The organism is Streptomyces sp. NBC_01077, from assembly GCF_045162855.1.
In the GTDB taxonomy this organism is placed as follows: domain Bacteria; phylum Actinomycetota; class Actinomycetes; order Streptomycetales; family Streptomycetaceae; genus Streptomyces.
Window position 1 is genome coordinate 9,688,954 of the sequence record NZ_CP108669.1, and the last position, 16,157, is coordinate 9,705,110.

Genomic DNA, 16,157 nt, shown 5'->3' on the forward strand with positions numbered 1-16,157 from the left:
CCTGAATCCACAGCCTTGCCTGAGGGGGCTGCAGGGCCGCCGCCCACGTTCTCATCGGGATACGGACACTGGGATTTCTCCTCGAGTCGACTGTTGAAGGGGGTGTGGAGCGAGTGGCTTGCCGCTCGCGGTCGGGACTGCTCGGCGCATCAGCGATGACACGGACCAGGGAACCATCAATCGACGGCAATGACATTTCCGACATACCTCCAGCGGTGTAAATTGCGCGAGTCGTACTCCAGTTCGATGGATGTGCGGTAGCCGGTGGGACTGCCAGGGCCAAGCCCTGTGGATGTGACCGGGGCGCAGCCTCGGCACTGGTGGTGGAGGCGGGGTCGGCCTCTCGGCGTCGAGGTCACGGGGTCGTTTGCGCCAATCCGGGATCGCACCGGCCGGTATGTCCCGGTGGACGACGACCGAGGGGTGTCGGCTTCGGGCAGGCACCAGAATCCACGCTCGGCCCGCATGATGCGGAAGTCGTGCGCGAGGGAGAACATCGCGCCGGCGGCGAAGGTGTGCCCTTGGAGTGCTGCGACGGTGATCACCGGCAGGGTCAGCATCCGGGCGAGGAGTCCGTGGACGGTGTTGACGTAGTCCTGCTGCTGGTCGGGATGGGCGAGAAGCCAGTCGAGGTCCAGGCCGGTCGAGTAGAACTTTCCCGTGGTGCAGGTCATCAGAGCGCGCGGTCCCTTGGCCTTCTCTACCGCGTCGAGCGCGACCTGGACCGAGGCCGTCCAGTCGGGATGGAGGCGGTTCTCGCCGTCCCCTCAGATCGAGAACGAAGACGGGCCGTGCGGTACCAGAGAACGCAGCGGTGCCCCTCACGCCACTGAGGCTGATCCGCCAGGCCGGCTCTTCGCGGCATCCAGACGCGTCGTCTCTGAAGAAGGCTGCTGCGAGCGAGACCGTCCAGCGCAGATGCAATGCCTCTGGGTCCACCCCGTCGCGCACCTGGCATGCAAGGGGGCTTGCTTGCAAGCGGTGGGCCTGGCGAAGAGGGGTGAGTACCGAGTGCTCAAGCAGGTGCGTCCGGATGAGAAGGAGTGTGAGAGGGACGCCTCACCTGAGGAGAGGCGACGGCAGGCCAGACAGAGCGACCAGAGGCAGAGGTATGACAGGCAGTGGTGTTGGCGATCAGAGTTCTGTTTCGACGTCGGCGGATTCGGTTCTGTTGATCGATGTCGCACGTGCGGTGCTGGATCGATGTGGTGGACAGCGGTGGTCTATCAAGCCGAGTGAGGCATGGTGCTATCTGTCTCCACCGGATGGGCATTCGCGCGAGCACGGCTGGAAGCTGCATGTGTCGGCAACGCCCTTGTCGGCGCCGTTGGTACTGGCGCGTGCAGGGGAGGTGCTGGTGAAGGCAGGGTGCGCGTTCAAGTTCGGTACGGACCTGCCTCGGGTGGCGCAGTTGGTTAATCAGTGGTACTCCCGTGGGGGCGGGGGGAAGTTCATCACGGTGTATCCGAAGGACGACGCACAGTTCCGCGAGTTGGCCGAACAGCTGCACGAGGCGACCGCAGGGCTGCCAGGGCCAGGGATCCTGTCGGACAAGCGTCTGCGGCCGGGAAGTCTCGTCTACTACCGCTACGGTGAGATCAGTGGCAGCGGCCAGCGTTTCTTCAACGACGACGGCACGTTCGAGCGGCGCATGGTGGGGCCGGACGGTACGGCTGTCGAGGACGAGCGCAACGCGTGGTTCTCGCCGCCGGCGTGGGCGACCTCGCCGTTTCCCGACGAAGAGGTGGAGACCCCGCAGACGCCAGCATCAGTGCTTTTGGGCGACCGGTATCGGGTGCTGAAGGCGATCCGGCATGCGAACAAGGGCGGCGTCTACCGGGCAGTCGACGAGCGAGACGGTTCGGACGTGGTGATCAAGCAGGCGCGCGCCCATGTCAGCTCCGAACTCGATGGCACGGACGTGCGCGACCGACTCCGTCAGGAGGCCCGGATGCTGCAGGAATTGCAGCCTCTCGACGTCGCCCCCGCCTGTCTGGAGCTCATGCAGCTGGAGGATGACCTGTTCCTGGTCCAGGAACAGGTCCCCGGCCAGACCATGGAGAAGTGGGCCCAGGGAAACGGCGGCGCATCGAGGCTGTCCCGTGCTGAGGCCCTGGAGACTGCAACACGCCTCGTGGGTCTGGTGGAGAAGATCCACCAGGGGGGGTACGTGATCCGAGACCTGAAGACCAGCAACCTCATGATGCTCCCGGACGGCGACCTGCGGATCATCGACGTCGAATACGTGACCCGTATCGACACCGTGTGCCGCCCCATCGGCACGCCACACTTCATGGCCCCGGAACTGGCGAAGAAGGACGAGGCATCCAAGGTCGCCACGGCGGCCACCGACTGTTACAGCCTGGGTGCCACTCTCTTCCATGCCATCACCGGACTCTCGCCCTCCTGGCTGGCACGCAAGAGCGACGCGACCCGGCAGGAGATTGAGGAGACCCTTGCTCAAATCGTCGGTTCCTATCCTGCTCTGCCCGACTTCGCCGACCTGATCCTCAACCTGACCGAGCCGGACCCGGAGCAGCGCTGGACACTGCCTCAGGCCCGCGAACGACTCACCGCTCTCGCCGTTGGTGACAGCACCCTGGCCGCACTCACCCTGCGCCGGCCTGTACTCACCGACGAGCGTCTCGACACCATCATCGACGAACAGGTCCGCCTGCTGCAGACCTCTATGACCCCGCAAGCCGAACAGCTGTGGAAGCAGACCGAGGGCGACCGGGACGATTGCGCACTGTGGCAGGGTGCCGCTGGTGGGCTGTCCGCACTCACTCAAGCAGCTGCCCACGGCCACGGCGACGACACACTGCGCGAGGCCCTCACCCAGGCCGCTGCATGGGTAGATCAGAGGCTGTTCGCAATCCCCCGCCTGCTGCCCGGCCTCGCTTTCGGTCGCGCCGGCACCGCCTGGGCACTCCACGATGCCGGCCGCCTGCTGGAGAACCTCGAACTTCAGGCACGTGCCATCGAACTCGCGGAGAAGCTTCCTACCCGATGGCACACCGCGGACGTCACTCACGGCCTGTCCGGCGCCGGCGTAACCCACCTGCATCTGTGGTATACCACGGGCAAGTCCGAACAACTCGACCAAGCGCTGGCATGTGCCGACGCTGTACTTGCCGTAGCCCACCGCGACGGTGACGACTGGTCCTGGCCTATCCCCGAGGGCATCGACTCCGCTCTCGCCGGGCTGGAATCCTACGGATTCGCCCACGGGGTCGCAGGTGTCGGAGACTTCCTGCTAGCCGCCGCACAGGCAGCCGAACAGCACATGCCCGGATCAGGAGACCGCTTCCACCAAGCCGCCCTCGGTGCCGGCGACACTCTGGTCCGTGCTGCACAGATCACCGAGACTGGCGCGTCCTGGCCCCGCAGTACCAAGAAAGACGACTCCGACGCCACCCCGGACACCGAGAGCAGGATGTTCTGGTGCAACGGATCCGGAGGCATCGGCTCCTTCCTCATCCGCCTGTGGTCGGCTACTCGTGAACAACGCTTCGCGGATCTTGCCGAACACGCAGCTGCCGCGATTACTCACAACCCCTGGCCCCACCCCGCCGGTGCCTGCTGTGGCCTTGCCGGCGCAGGCCACTTCCTCCTCGACATGACCCACCACACCGGCCAGGACACCTACTACCAGCAAGCGCGCACCCTGGCCGCAGTCATCGACGCTCAAACCGCTGCCGCCCGCGATCCGCAGCACCCCCAGACTGACTACAGCTATCAGACCGGCACTGCGGGAACCCTCCGCTTCCACCTCCGCCTCCGCCACCACGACCAGCATCCCTGGACACCACCACACGCAGAAATCGCCCCGCTCGGTTAGGCCGTGCTTTTTGGTCGGGGTGCCGGTCCATGCCTCATGCCGTGATGATCACGGTGTGGGCATGGTGATCCTTCTGGTGGGAGTGGTCGGTGCAGGGGTTGTTGCTGCCGATGGTGGGCGCGGACCCGGTGTTCTGTGGCGTCACCTGTCGTGTGGGTGCGGGCCCTGGCAGGCCGTCTACGGGCTGTTCCGCGGGTGGCCAGAGGCAAGGGTAGGGCCCGGCTGATGTTGTTGTTGCAGGTGCAGGCCTATGCGGCAGGGCCGTTCACCTGGGAGACCGATGTCGACTCCACTGTCTGGCGTGCCCACGGCACGCAGCTGGTATCCGCAGGAACGGCGCCGGCAGAGGGGGCCGCCCGGCGGGTCGGGCACGAGCCGGACGACCACGGGCTGTGCAGGTCCCAGGGAGGGTTCACCGTGAAGATCCACTGGCATGCGAACACGTCCAGAAGCCGTTCTCGCTGCTGGTCATGATGGGCCGACGGGGTGACAGTCCGCAGTCCGAGCCGGTCCACGATCCGGGTTGCCAGGCACGGCCAGGGGCCGGCCACGGAGCCGACCCTGCGAGTACATGGGGGCAAGGCGTACTACTGCCGAGCGAACCGCGACTGCCGGTGCAGTTCCGGGATCTGGTGCACGATCCCGGAATTGGCAGCCGGATCCGCCACCCCCAAGTGCCGAGGTCCTGCGGGTGGTCGCCAAGCCTCCTTGCATGCGCGCCGAGCAGAATGCGGCATGGCGGCAGGTAACTCTCTCGCCTGCGGTGCAAATCGGCGTGCTTCCTGATGACATCGGAGTTGCCGATTCGGACGACCGGGCCAGAAAAATATGTAAGTCGAGCGTGGCGTGCCCGCTCGTGAGAGAGGAGGTGGGCAATGCTGCGAGACAGTCACGTCAGGAAGGTGGATGTATGTCGGTCACGTCCGTTTGTTCGAGTGTGAGGGTGCGCCGGTTCAGCGATGAAGACCGGGCGGCGGTGCTTCGGCTCATTGACGAAGACCGGCTGCCAGGCCAACCGGCTGTTAGTCCGACCGTGCTCAGTCATGCTCTGCGAGCAGAGGAAGGGCTTGAAAACGCCGGCTGTGACGTGCTGGTCTCTGCGGACGATGCGGTTCTGGGGGCGGTGTCATATGGTGTGCCTAAGGGCGACGGCGCTGGAGTGCTGCTGTGGTTGCACTGCATGGAGGACGAGCAGGGCCTCGCACAGAATCTGATTGATCACACGCTGACCCAGCTGGGACGGCGGACTGTGCACGCATATGCCGTGTCCACGGCGATGGCACCTGCCGGACTACCGATGCGGAAAAGACCTGGCACTCGGCGTGCCTTGGAGGCGTGTGGTTTCTCCGGGACTGACCGATGGCGGTACCTCCACCACAGCCTGGACACGCTTAGCCCTCGCCTGTATGCGATCGCGGACCTGATCGAGCACGTAGATGGCGGCTGGCAGCTCGATCTGCGGGAGCGGGACGGCACTCGGATCGGTGAGGCTTGTGTCAGTGTCCCGGTCGGCGGCGTAGCTGCCCTGGAGTGGGTCACTCTGGCTCCTGAACGCCGGCGCCTGGGCCACATCCTGCTCGAGCAATGCCTGACAAACCTCTCCGACCGTGGCGTTCGCCATGTCACCACGTGTCTGGACGCTCCCGATTTTGACAAGCCTCACCACGAGGCGGCCATCCACCTCCACGAGGCTGCCGGTTTCACAGTGACCGATCAGCTTCACACGTATATTCGCTGCCCTTGATGCACCCACCGTCAGCGTGCTGAGAACACGCTGACGGTGGCCCGGAGACCGAGGGGGAGAGCCTCGCGGGTTGCTGGGGCGGTCATCTGCTCGGGCTGTGGCTTTGCTGGTGTATTCGGGAGTGCCAGTCTCCGACTGCTTCAGAGCATGCTCGACGAGCGGTACGGGGTGCCACCTCGGCGATCTCCCCGGTCCGGTTGGCGGCAGGCTGCGGTCACCATGGCGGGACACCAGGTCCGAAGGGCGCCGTGTCTGGGCCGACTCGATGGGACTCCGTTTGCCAGAACATACCTGCCGTCTCATGCAGCGCCCGAAGCACAGCAAGCACTAAGTCGGGATCCGTCGGGTCGAAGTGTGCAGCGAGCGATGCGGCAAGGAAGGATCACCGCGTCGGCTCCGCAGTGGCATGAACAGAATCCCCGCTACTCTTGGCCTGTATGGGTGATGCGGCACGACGAGCCAGCTGGTTCCATGCCGTTGCCATTGAGGAGGTGCCAGGTGAGCACTGTCAGCCGGATGCAACGCTGGCCGTTCGTGGGCAGACAAGAGGAGCTTGACGCATTCGCCAAGGCATTGGCGGATGGCCGGGGACGGGGATTCGTGATCTACGGGCCCGCTGGCATCGGCAAGTCAAGATTGGCGGAGGAGTGCCTGGCCCAGGCGGTGCGTGCTGGCTACAAGAGCATGCGCGCGACGGCTAGCGCGGCGGCTGGCACCGTGCCTCTGGGCGCGATTGCACATCTAATTCCCGAAGGTGTCGATCTATCCGACCCGGTGCGCGGCTTCGCCGATGTTGCGGCAGCCTTGATGGGCCCTGGACGAGGCCGCCGCTGGGCCGTATGGGTGGACGACCTCCATCTTCTGGACGCCACCTCTGTCGTGCTGCTGCGACAGCTTATGGACGCAGGTGTGATACGGCTGGTCGCAACTGTCCGTACGGGAGAGCCGGCGAGCGACGCCGTAAACGCACTCTGCCACGGGGATGCCATACAGCGAGTGGACCTTGAAGCGCTGGACCGGAGGAAATGTGCGCGACTGCTGCACGAGGCGCTCGGCGCCCCCGTCGGACGGCGCACCCTGCGCCACCTGCACGAAGGCTCCGGCGGGAACGTGCTCTACCTACACGAGCTCACGCTCGGCGCTGTCGCCTCAGGCAACCTGATTCACGATGGAGAAGTATGGGAGCTCGCCGAGGCTTCGCTGGCGGGCACGCCCAGGCTGACGGAGCTGATCAGCACACGCCTTGCCTCGGCCGGCCAGGCCGGCCGCCCTGTGCTGGAGCTGCTGGCCTCGTGCGAGCCCGTTTCGCTGGCCGATACCGAAGCGGTGGCTTCACTTGAAGTGGTCGCCGACTTGGAGCAGGCCGGGCTGATTCAAATCACGGTGGACCAGCGACGGACCAGAGTGGCCCTTGAACATCCTCTGTACGGAGAAGTGCTGCGGAAGGGGATTCCTGACCCGCAACGGCAGGCATTGATTCGGGAGCATGCCGAGCGGGCGGAGCGCTACGGTGCACGGCGCCACGATGACCCGCTTCACGTTGCTACCTGGCGATTGGCTGCCACGGGTACCGCCGACCCCGGCCTGCTGATCCGAGCCGCAACACTCGGATTTCACACCCACGACTACGCCCAGGTCACCGCACTGCTGGACTCCCTGCCGGAACGGCACCAGACCACCGATACCCGGCTCCTACTGGGCTACGCGCTGATTGAGACCGGCAAGTGGGAATCGGCGGAGCGAATCCTGTCCGATGCCGACGAGCAGGCCGCTGACGAGAAGGAGAAACTGGAAGTCACTCTCGCCCGGATCATGAGCCTGTTCTGGCTGGGCTCGCGCACTCAAGAGACGCTGAAGGTCGTAGAAGGTGCACTCCAACAAGTGACCAGTCAGGCGGGTCGCCGCACGCTTCGCACTATCGAAGGCTACGTGCGCGTCATCTCCGGTGAACCTGCCCGCGGCCTGACCCTGCTCGAAGAACAGCTGGAGCCAGACCCCAGCGAGAGCTATGACCTGAACACATGGCTGCGCGGAGCCCTGGCGAAGACTCTCGCACTGGCAGCGGTCGGTCGCACCACGCAGGCCACGGCTTGGGCGGAGTTTGCCTACGCCACTCACGTGCGCGCCGAGGCCGAGGAACAGCTGGTGCCGCACCCGGCGACGCAGTTGAGCACCACGGCCCTGACGGAGGAAGGAAGGCTTTCCGAAGCACTCACTGTGGGGGAGCAGGCATTCAGCGACCTGATGATTTCTACAGATACAATGATTCCTCGTATCTGGGTCGCCTTCTGCCTGGGCAGGGCCGAATGGCAGTCCGGGCATCCCAGTGCCGCGCGACTGTGGTTCGCCGAGGCTTTCACGCCGGCCCGAAAGGCCAACCACATCAATGCCCTGCGCCTGATCTCGTCCTACGTGGCGGCGACGGCTGCCGAGCTCGGTGACCTCGGCGCTGCCCGATCAGCCCTTGCCGAGCTTGAGCAGTACCCGGTCAGGGGGTATCTGCGTGGAGAAGAGCGGTTGGGGGAAGCGTGGCTTCTTGCAGCGCAGGGCCAAGAGAGCAGAGCCCGAAGGGTACTGCTGGAGGCTGCCGAAGACGCCCGCACCGCGCAATACCTCACCTCGGAAGTTCTGCTCCTGACGGAGGTCGCTCGCCTGGGGGGTGCAGAAGACGTGGTGGAACGGCTCGTCGAACTCGCACGCACCTGTGACGGAGTCTTCACCCCCGCCAGGTCGCGCTTCGCCCAGGCCATCGCTGCCGACGACGTAGATCAACTTTTGGCCGTGTCGGCCGAACTCGAAGACATCGGTGCGGATCTGCTGGCCGCCGAGGCGGCGGCGACTGCAGCAGCGGCCTTGCGCCGCCGAGGGGAGCCTCGGCGCGCAACCGCGGCAAGCAACCGGGCCGCCGACGCGGCAGCACGCTGCCAGGGCGCGCGCACACCCTTGTTGGCTCTGGCCGAAGCCACTGCCCCATTGACGCAGCGCGAACGTGAGATCGCCGTGCTGGCAGCGGCCGATACCTCAAGCAAGGATATCGCCGAGATGCTGAGTCTTTCCGTACGTACCATCGACAACCACCTGCACCACGTGTACACAAAGCTTGGTGTCACTACCCGGGGTGAGCTCCGCAGGGCACTCGACACTGCCAAAGGCAACGCATCTGGCCTGCAATCGTCCTGACGAGTGACGAGCAGCGTCGTCTTCTTCGTCCACGAAAGTACCGGCTGCGGTAGGTGTTTGGGATGGATCGATCCACGGTGTCACCGAGCTGAAGAGTGCACATCACATCAGGCCAGTGCTTGCCTCTCGCTGGCGGCGTGTGTCAGCAGCTGCAGACATCCGTTCTTGCCGAGACAGAGATACTCGGCCGGGTACGTAGGGGCGTTCAGTAGCGACTGCGGTCAGCCTGCGGATTCACGATGCGCCGGGCAAGCGGCCTGGGGCGCGGTCGAAGGCAAGGTTTTCAGCGTGATCTAGCGAGGAACCCCGGGCCTTCGGGCGTTTGCCGTTCCTCGAGTCGGACTTCACCGAGAGGGTCTGTCCTCGCGCCCTCGAGAGCCGACTCCAGCAGCCGCTTCGTCAGCTGCTGGAGCAGACCGCCCTCACTCGTCGGCTGAAGAAGACCCTCGGCCCGGGCCCGTTCGGGAACCGGCCATCCACGTCCGTCGGCACGGCCCCACCTTCGGACGCCTTGGCCATATTCTTGCTGGTCAAAGGAGCAACCCTCCACGATCAGAGTCACACCGTCTTTTTTGCAGCCCCAATGCGGACAGAGCCGTTCTCTTGACAGGCCCTTGCAGACCCCTGGTTGAGCGTGTGAGCGAACTGATCGACCGCGTGGTTGAGGGCGTCGGCGGCAGGGGGCTCAATGGTGACGGACCCGTCCTCGTGGACGGTGATGTCTTCATCGAGAGTGAAGCGGCCCTGGACTATATGCGCCGCCCCCATGGAGTTGAGGACAGGGCGCAGGGCGTAGTCGATGGCGAGGACATACGCGTTGGAACCGCCGGTGGCCAGGGGCAGAACAATTTTGCCGGCAAGCGCGTGCTGGGGCAGAAGGTCTAGGAGCGTTTTGAGGGCACCGGAGTAGGCCGCTTTGTATATGGGTGTGGCGATGACGATGCCGTCTGTTTGAGCGACGTAGCGTACGGCTGCCGCGATGGCCGGGTGCCGGGTGTCGGCGTGAAAGAGGGCTTGGGGCGGAAGGGCTCGGATGTCCAGGCTGGTGACTTCGTGGCCATGCGCGGCCAATCGGTTGTCCAGCTGCCGTAGCAGGTGGGCGGTGCGGGAGGAGGCGGAGGGGCTTCCACAGACGGACAGGACGGAGGCCATGGGCCCTCGTTTTCAGGTGGGGAGCGAGCGCAGGATGGTGGCGGTGACGGCTGCGGTCGTGACAGCCTCGTACCCTTTGTCTTCGTTCGAGTTTTCGATGCCGGCCCGGTCCAGTGCTTGTTCCTCGGTGTCGCAGGTCAGCACGCCGAAGCCGACCGGGACGCCGGTGTCGATGGAGATTTTGGCCAGGCCCTGGGTGACGCCTTGGCATACGTAGTCAAAGTGTGGGGTGCCGCCCCGGATGACGACCCCGAGAGCGACGACGGCGTCGTAGCCCTGGCCCGCGAGGGCCTTGACCACGACCGGCAACTCGAAGCTGCCAGGCACTCGCAGGATGGTTCGCTCTTGGATCCTGAGCTCGTCCAGGGCCCGCAGGGCGCCACCGACCAGGCCATTCATGACCTTCTCATGCCACTGGGCCGCTACAACTGCGACTCTCAGGCCGGTGCAGCTTTCAACTACGAGTTCGGGTGCGCCGTTGCCGCTCATGGTTTTCCCTTCCGTTCGGGTCTCTGGGGCCAGGCTCTAGGGGTGTCACGGAGCGTCGTGCGCTGATTGGTTGTCGAGCCAGGGCAGTTCGTGGCCCATCCGGTCTCGCTTGGTCTGCAGATAGAAGAGGTTGTGCTCACCGGCCTGGACAGGCATGGGATGGCGCTCTTTGACCTCAAGCCCGTACCTGGACATGGCGGCAGTCTTCTCGGGATTGTTGGTCATCAGACGGATACTGCGTACACCCATGTCGTGGAGGATCTGGGCGCCGGCCGCGTAGTCACGGGCGTCGGCGGGCAGGCCGAGCTCGAGGTTGGCATCCAGGGTGTCTCGGCCTCGTTCCTGGAGTTCGTAGGCGCGGAGCTTGGATGTCAGGCCGATACCGCGGCCTTCGTGCCCGCGCAGATAGATGACCACGCCGCGGCCCTCTTGGGCGACGCGTCGGAGGGAGGCGTGCAGCTGTGCCCCGCAGTCGCAGCGCTGGGAGGCGAAGATGTCCCCGGTGAGGCATTCGGAGTGGACCCGCACGAGTACGTCTTCACCGTTTCCTATCTCGCCTCGGAGTAGGGCAATGTGTTCGACGCCGTCGGTGAGGGAGCGGTAGCCGAAGGCGGTGAAGTCGCCGAACGCGGCCGGGAGTCTGGTCTCCGCTTCCCTGCGGACCGTGGGTTCGCAGCCACGTCGGTAGGCGATCAGGTCCTCGATGGAAATGATCGACAACCCGTGCTTGCGGGCGAAAGGTACTAGCTCAGGCAGCCGTAGCATCCGGCCGTCTTCGCCTGCGATCTCGACGATTGCAGCGGCGGGCTTCAGGCCTGCGAGACGCGCCAGGTCTACGCCTGCTTCCGTGTGTCCTGGACGGACCAGTACGCCGCCATCCTTTGCACGCAAGGGGAAAATGTGCCCCGGGCGCACAAAGTCATCTGCGTTCGTCGTACCGTGAGTCAGCAGTTGCAGTGTGGTGGCCCTGTCGGCGGCGGAGATGCCGGTGGTGACGCCGTACTGTCCGACGGCGTCTACAGAGACCGTGAAGGCTGTACCCATGGACTCCGTGTTGTTGTCGACCATCTGCGGCAGGCCCAGCCGGTCGCATTCGGGCCCCGGCAACGGCGCGCAGATCAGGCCGCGACATTCGCTCATCATGAATGCGACGATCTCGGGAGTGGCCTTTTCTGCAGCGATGATCAGATCGCCCTCGTTCTCGCGGCCCTCGTCGTCGACAACGACGACGGGCCGGCCGGCCGCGATGTCGGATATCGCCTGTCCGATGGGGTCGAGAGTGAGATTCTCGGAGGTGTCCTGGCTCGTGCTCATGTGGTGGGCTCCTGGGGATTGAGGTTGATCAGGCGCTCGATGTGCTTGGCGATTGCATCGACTTCCAGATTGACCAGGTCTCCGGGCTGCTTGAATCCGAGTGTGGTCTCCGCCAGTGTGGTGGGGATGAGACTGATGGTGAAGAAATCCGAAGAGGCATCGACGACTGTGAGACTGACCCCGTCGATGGTGATAGAGCCTTTCGTCACGACGTACCGGGCCAGATTGGCGGGTAGTGAGACCTTGACGATCGTCCAGTTCTCGGAGGGGATGAGATCGAGAACTGTGCCGATTCCGTCAACGTGCCCTTGCACCAGATGTCCGCCGAGCCGCCCCCCCAGAGCTATGGGGCGTTCCAGGTTGACGCGAGAGCCGGCATGGAGCCTGCCGAGTCCTGAGCAGGCAAGCGTCTCGGCCATGACATCGGCGGTAAAAGTGCCCTCTTCCAGGTCCACGACGGTCAGGCAGACACCGTTAACTGCGATGGAATCACCAGCCTTGGCATCTTCCGTAACCAGCGACGCATGCAAGGTGAAGCGGAAGGCGTCGCCAAGGTCGTCCGCGGCGGTAATCTCACCCACTTCTTCAACGATTCCAGTAAACACTACGGCCCCTTAAGCTTGTGAAATACTATGGTGCGACAGATAGGGTCTGGGATCGGCCAAATTCACCGGCGGCAGAATCCTGATTCCCGAACCGGAATGTTGTGCGTTCTGTCACGGGAATGTGACTTGACCGCCATTCGCCTTCACGGTGAATACTTACCTGAATGGTGCGCGTTGCTCTGCAGCCATGCTCGGGCGAGACGCACATCTTCCTCGATCTTGGCAACCAGCGTTGCGGCATCCGGAAACTTGCGCATCTCTCTGAGCCGTGTCCCGAGAATTACGGTGACCTTTCTCCCGTATATCGAAAGATCGGTTCGATCCAGAACGTGCACTTCGACTCTTCGCTCGGCTGCGTCAAAGGTGGAGTTGACCCCAATGGAAATCGCTGCTGGCATGTAATGCTCATCCAGTACGAGCCATCCGGCATAAACGCCGTCCACCAGTGAGGGGGAACCTGCCTCTAGGGCAATGTTGGCTGTCGGAAATCCGAGAATGCGCCCTAGTTTGTCGCCGTGAACAATCGAACCCGCAACTCGGGTGGCCTCGTCCATGTAGCGCTGCGGCTCGTCCGCCGGAACACCCTCAGCGGGAATGTCTATGGCGTTTCTAAGCTCTGCTCTGTTGCTACTCATTAAATCCTCGGCGGGTCAGAGATAACCACTTGATTACCGAATGGAATGGGTAGAGAAACTGTGCGGCCATGTCGAGGAAGGCTGCATGGAGCGCATATGCCTACTGAATCCAAAAGGCGGCAAATGGGACTGAGTAAAAGATACTCATCATCGCTGTGTAGCCATCGCAGGCCATCAGTCGGCTGCCGGGAGCGGTCGGGCTGGAGGTCTTCGCGCCCTCGCCCGGTTCGGGGCATGTCCGGCCGTGGTGGTGACGTCCGGCCCGGGTCGCGGAGGCTCTACGGATGAGTGACGGTGATCCGATCTGGCGGCCTGACGGAGACAGGTTCGGTGCGGTGGCCGGCGCGGTGAGCGGGTGCCACGTCGGTGTCGGAATGCGGGGAGAGGTGGCGCCGCGCAGCTGGGTGATCATGCCATCGGGCAAGCCTCCGACCCGACTGGACAACGCCGCCGGCAATCCCGGGCCGCCGCGAACGATCAGTGCTCCTGCGTGCGGCCGCGGCTCGGCCCTGGCGGCAGCCCGGGGTGACGCTCTGTCACTTCCCTGTACGTCATTCGAGTGGCGTTCTAGGCGAGCGCGTCAATCATTATCTGCCGATACATTCCATTGAGTAGCAATTGCTCACTTCGATGGAGCAAGTGATCGCGAACTGTGGATGGTGCTCAGCTGATCCCCTTCCAAGGAGGACGCTTTGAAGATCGACCTGACCCGGGAGGGCTGTATGCCCCCCGCCGCCAACGGGGCAGCAGCCGGGCCCGAGGAGTTCGGTCCGGGCTTCCGCGAGACGCTGTACGAGCTGTTCCGATGGCGACGGGACGTACGCCATTTCTCAACCGAGCCCATTCCGGACGATGTGGTGGAGCAGTGTCTGGACGCTGCCTGTTTGGCGCCCAGCGTCGGTCTGTCGCAGCCTTGGCGCTTTGTATCCGTCGATGCCCCGGACAACCGGACCGCCGTGGCGGAGAACTTCACTCGGGCCAACGCTGACGCACTGGCCGGCTACTCCGGAGAACGTGCGAAGCTGTATGCGACGTTGAAACTGGCCGGACTGCGCGACGCGCCGCGGCAGCTTGCAGTGTTCTGTGATGAGGGAACCACGCAAGGGGCCGGGCTTGGCCAGCGCACGATGCCCGAGATGCTGCGCTACTCGGTGGTCACCGCTGTCTTCTCGTTCTGGCTGCACGCGCGGGCGCACGGCATCGGCGTGGGCTGGGTTTCGATCCTGGACCCCGACGGTGTCGCCAGGCAGCTTGAAGTACCGCCGGACTGGCGACTGGTCGCTTACCTCTGTGTGGGGCGCCCGCTCGACCGGCACGAGACACCCGAGCTGCATCGGGTCGGCTGGCAGCAGAGCACACCGGTTGGGCGCCGCGTATTGCAGCGATGACCGGTGCTGCAGCGCCTGGGAAGCACCTGGCCGGTGCGCGACGCGCCCTGAGCCCAGCCCTGCTGTGCCGCTGGAATTGGACATGCTGTTTCTGCTGCCGGGCCGGTGGGACGGACGGCCATCGGCGGAACACCCCACGACGGCTCCGCCGTCGTGGGGTGTTCCGCTTCGCGGATGGCGACCTCGGTCGGACGCCGCCAGCAGAGCATCGCCACGGCTGGTGCAAGGACTAAATTCTCAGGGTGCGAGGCCGTGGTGATCGTGAGGCAGCGGATGCGCCACAGAGACGGTGATGGGTGGTGCGGGAGGAGGCTTGGTCCTGTTTCACCCCAGAATTCCTGCCGCTTCGTGGCCCGTGCTCCTTATGACCCCATCGATGTCCTTACCGGGTGCCTGCTGTGATGATCCGGCGCGCGATGCCGGTCATGCCACGTTGGGCGGCGATGGTCGCAACTCGCCCGCGCACACACGGCGCTGGAGTACTTGTTACTCCGGCCCGGTGTGGCATGGCGTGATCGAATAGGCCCGCTGTCAGAGCGGGTTTCGCGCTTTCGACGGCGAGGGGTGGTCGCAGCCGGGGGGCGTGCGGTCTGGCCGGCCCAGGCAGCTGTTCCCTGTGCCGGCCGTCCTGCCCGTTTTCACCGGGCGGGCAGGAACCCCTGACCTGGCTTGACGCGAAGCACTGTCTTTGGCGGTCCTTTGGGGCTGTCGTCGTGTTCGGCCGGGAGTCCCAGGAGCTTGTTGTAGCCGGCTGAATCGCCGGTGATATGGATCTTGGCCGAGCAGGGTGCCCGTGTCGTCGACGAATGCTACGTCGTAGTGTCGGTCCGCTCAGTCGAGTCCGCAGAAGACGGTCAAAGACACCCTCCAAGATCTGTTCGTTTATACAGGTCACGAGCACATTCGGGGTTCACGTGGCGCCCTGATCCCAGGACGTGTTGGTCGGCCATCTCAGCAGCCGTTTGCGACACCAGTGCGTACCAGGGCTCGATCTGCCTGCAGAGCTCGCGGGTGTTGCAAGAGACCGGACCCGGAGAGGACCCGCGCCGTGATCCTCAACGTTTGGACGGCGTCCATAGGTCTCGCGGTGGTGGAGGAGACCCCGGAAACGAGGCCGCAGTCCTGGGGCCCGTCACTCCGCGAAGTCCGCTGACGGTGCCGCCCTTTGAGGAGGCCTCGGCGGGGCCTGGCGGACTCAAGGCATCTGTTGTGAACGACGCCGATGTTCCCCACCCCCAGCGTCACGGAATAGGCCATGGGGATCGCGGAGGTGCACCGTCGTCCCCATGGGGAGGCCAGATCTTCCCCGGCCGCCCGAGGTTCAGGGTCGGGGCGGGCAGTCAAGGATGAGCGCAGCTCATGGCCTTGGCGACGCCGGAGGCGTCCTTGACGGCCCGGCTCGGCCCGCACACTTCGAGATCGGGCGGCCCCCTCAACCAGCACGGTCGTGTCGATGCCGACGCATGGGGACGAAGGAGGCCGGGATGGGGAATTACGTGAACGCTGACATCTGTCACAGGCGTGATGCGGATCGAGCCCTTGCACGAACGAGTTCGAACCGTCTACAGCACGGACTAGGGGGCTCGCACTGGACCCTCGTCGGTCGACCAGCGGCGGCCGGGCAGCAAGCACCACCTGATCGTCGACCGACACCGGACCCCGTTCGCCGTCTCCCTGAGAGGGGAAACAGGCATGACGTCACCCAGTTCATGCCACTGCTGAAGAGGCCGGCCCCGCCATCGGCCCCGCAGGCTGTTCGCCGGCCGCTCCGGGGTGCCCGATCCGGGCACCCCGGACTCCAGGGTCTCG

At 64.7% G+C, this 16,157-nt stretch carries 9 protein-coding genes and 2 pseudogenes; 5 read left to right on the forward strand and 6 right to left on the reverse strand.

All coding sequences use genetic code 11. The features are described 5' to 3' along the window. Positions 1–374 precede the first annotated feature (374 nt). Positions 375–825: pseudogene (locus OG462_RS43490) on the reverse strand (enoyl-CoA hydratase-related protein); the annotation flags it as partial. A gap of 286 nt (positions 826–1,111) precedes the next feature. On the opposite strand from OG462_RS43490, the gene lanL reads away from it, so the two are divergent. From lanL to OG462_RS43505, 3 genes are all read left to right on the forward strand, one after another. Beyond that, positions 1,112–3,841 (forward strand): class IV lanthionine synthetase LanL, encoded by a 2,730-nt coding sequence (lanL, locus tag OG462_RS43495; protein WP_406053782.1) that lies wholly within the window; start codon positions 1,112–1,114, stop codon positions 3,839–3,841. A 712-nt stretch (positions 3,842–4,553) separates the two neighbouring features. Next, positions 4,554–5,585, forward strand: coding sequence for a hypothetical protein (locus OG462_RS43500; protein ID WP_406053780.1), 1,032 nt, complete (start codon positions 4,554–4,556; stop codon positions 5,583–5,585). A 498-nt stretch (positions 5,586–6,083) separates the two neighbouring features. Next, complete coding sequence (locus OG462_RS43505; protein WP_406053778.1) at positions 6,084–8,765, forward strand: LuxR C-terminal-related transcriptional regulator; 2,682 nt, start codon at positions 6,084–6,086, stop codon at positions 8,763–8,765. Between the two features lie 558 nt (positions 8,766–9,323). On the opposite strand, the gene ssuE is transcribed toward OG462_RS43505, so the two are convergent. The 5 genes from ssuE to OG462_RS43530 all read right to left on the reverse strand — a co-directional run bounded on the left by ssuE (position 9,324) and on the right by OG462_RS43530 (position 12,960). After that, positions 9,324–9,917: an NADPH-dependent FMN reductase gene (ssuE, locus tag OG462_RS43510; protein WP_406053776.1), complete on the reverse strand. Its 594-nt coding sequence runs from the start codon at positions 9,915–9,917 to the stop codon at positions 9,324–9,326. A 12-nt stretch (positions 9,918–9,929) separates the two neighbouring features. Then, positions 9,930–10,406 carry a 6,7-dimethyl-8-ribityllumazine synthase gene (gene ribH, locus OG462_RS43515; RefSeq protein ID WP_406053774.1) on the reverse strand — a complete coding sequence of 159 codons (477 nt, stop codon included), beginning with the start codon at positions 10,404–10,406 and terminating at the stop codon, positions 9,930–9,932. Positions 10,407–10,451: 45 nt separating this feature from the next. Continuing rightward, a complete protein-coding gene (locus tag OG462_RS43520; RefSeq protein WP_406053772.1) occupies positions 10,452–11,720 on the reverse strand; it encodes a bifunctional 3,4-dihydroxy-2-butanone-4-phosphate synthase/GTP cyclohydrolase II in 1,269 nt (422 codons plus the stop codon). Then, positions 11,717–12,325, reverse strand: coding sequence for a riboflavin synthase (locus OG462_RS43525; protein WP_406053770.1), 609 nt, complete (start codon positions 12,323–12,325; stop codon positions 11,717–11,719). Before OG462_RS43525 ends, OG462_RS43520 begins: the two co-directional genes overlap by 4 nt. Before the next feature lie 143 nt (positions 12,326–12,468). Next, positions 12,469–12,960 carry a riboflavin kinase gene (locus tag OG462_RS43530; protein WP_406053768.1) on the reverse strand — a complete coding sequence of 164 codons (492 nt, stop codon included), beginning with the start codon at positions 12,958–12,960 and terminating at the stop codon, positions 12,469–12,471. Between the two features lie 692 nt (positions 12,961–13,652). Here OG462_RS43530 and bluB point away from each other — a divergent pair. Together bluB and OG462_RS43540 are read left to right on the forward strand one after the other, a co-directional pair. Continuing rightward, entirely contained in the window at positions 13,653–14,348 is a 696-nt protein-coding gene (bluB, locus tag OG462_RS43535; RefSeq protein ID WP_406053766.1) for a 5,6-dimethylbenzimidazole synthase, read from the forward strand. Between the two features lie 1,578 nt (positions 14,349–15,926). Continuing rightward, a pseudogene (locus tag OG462_RS43540) lies at positions 15,927–16,115 on the forward strand (transposase); the annotation flags it as partial. Positions 16,116–16,157: the final 42 nt, after the last annotated feature.

Excerpts from the sequence above, each read along its gene's own strand:
- OG462_RS43500 (WP_406053780.1), top strand. The coding sequence starts at position 4,554 with ATGCGCGCCGAGCAGAATGCGGCATGGCGGCAGGTAACTCTCTCGCCT.
- ribH (WP_406053774.1), bottom strand. The coding sequence starts at position 10,406 with ATGAGCGGCAACGGCGCACCCGAACTCGTAGTTGAAAGCTGCACCGGC.
- ssuE (WP_406053776.1), bottom strand. The coding sequence starts at position 9,917 with ATGGCCTCCGTCCTGTCCGTCTGTGGAAGCCCCTCCGCCTCCTCCCGC.
- OG462_RS43520 (WP_406053772.1), bottom strand. The coding sequence starts at position 11,720 with ATGAGCACGAGCCAGGACACCTCCGAGAATCTCACTCTCGACCCCATC.
- lanL (WP_406053782.1), top strand. The coding sequence starts at position 1,112 with ATGACAGGCAGTGGTGTTGGCGATCAGAGTTCTGTTTCGACGTCGGCG.
- OG462_RS43530 (WP_406053768.1), bottom strand. The coding sequence starts at position 12,960 with ATGAGTAGCAACAGAGCAGAGCTTAGAAACGCCATAGACATTCCCGCT.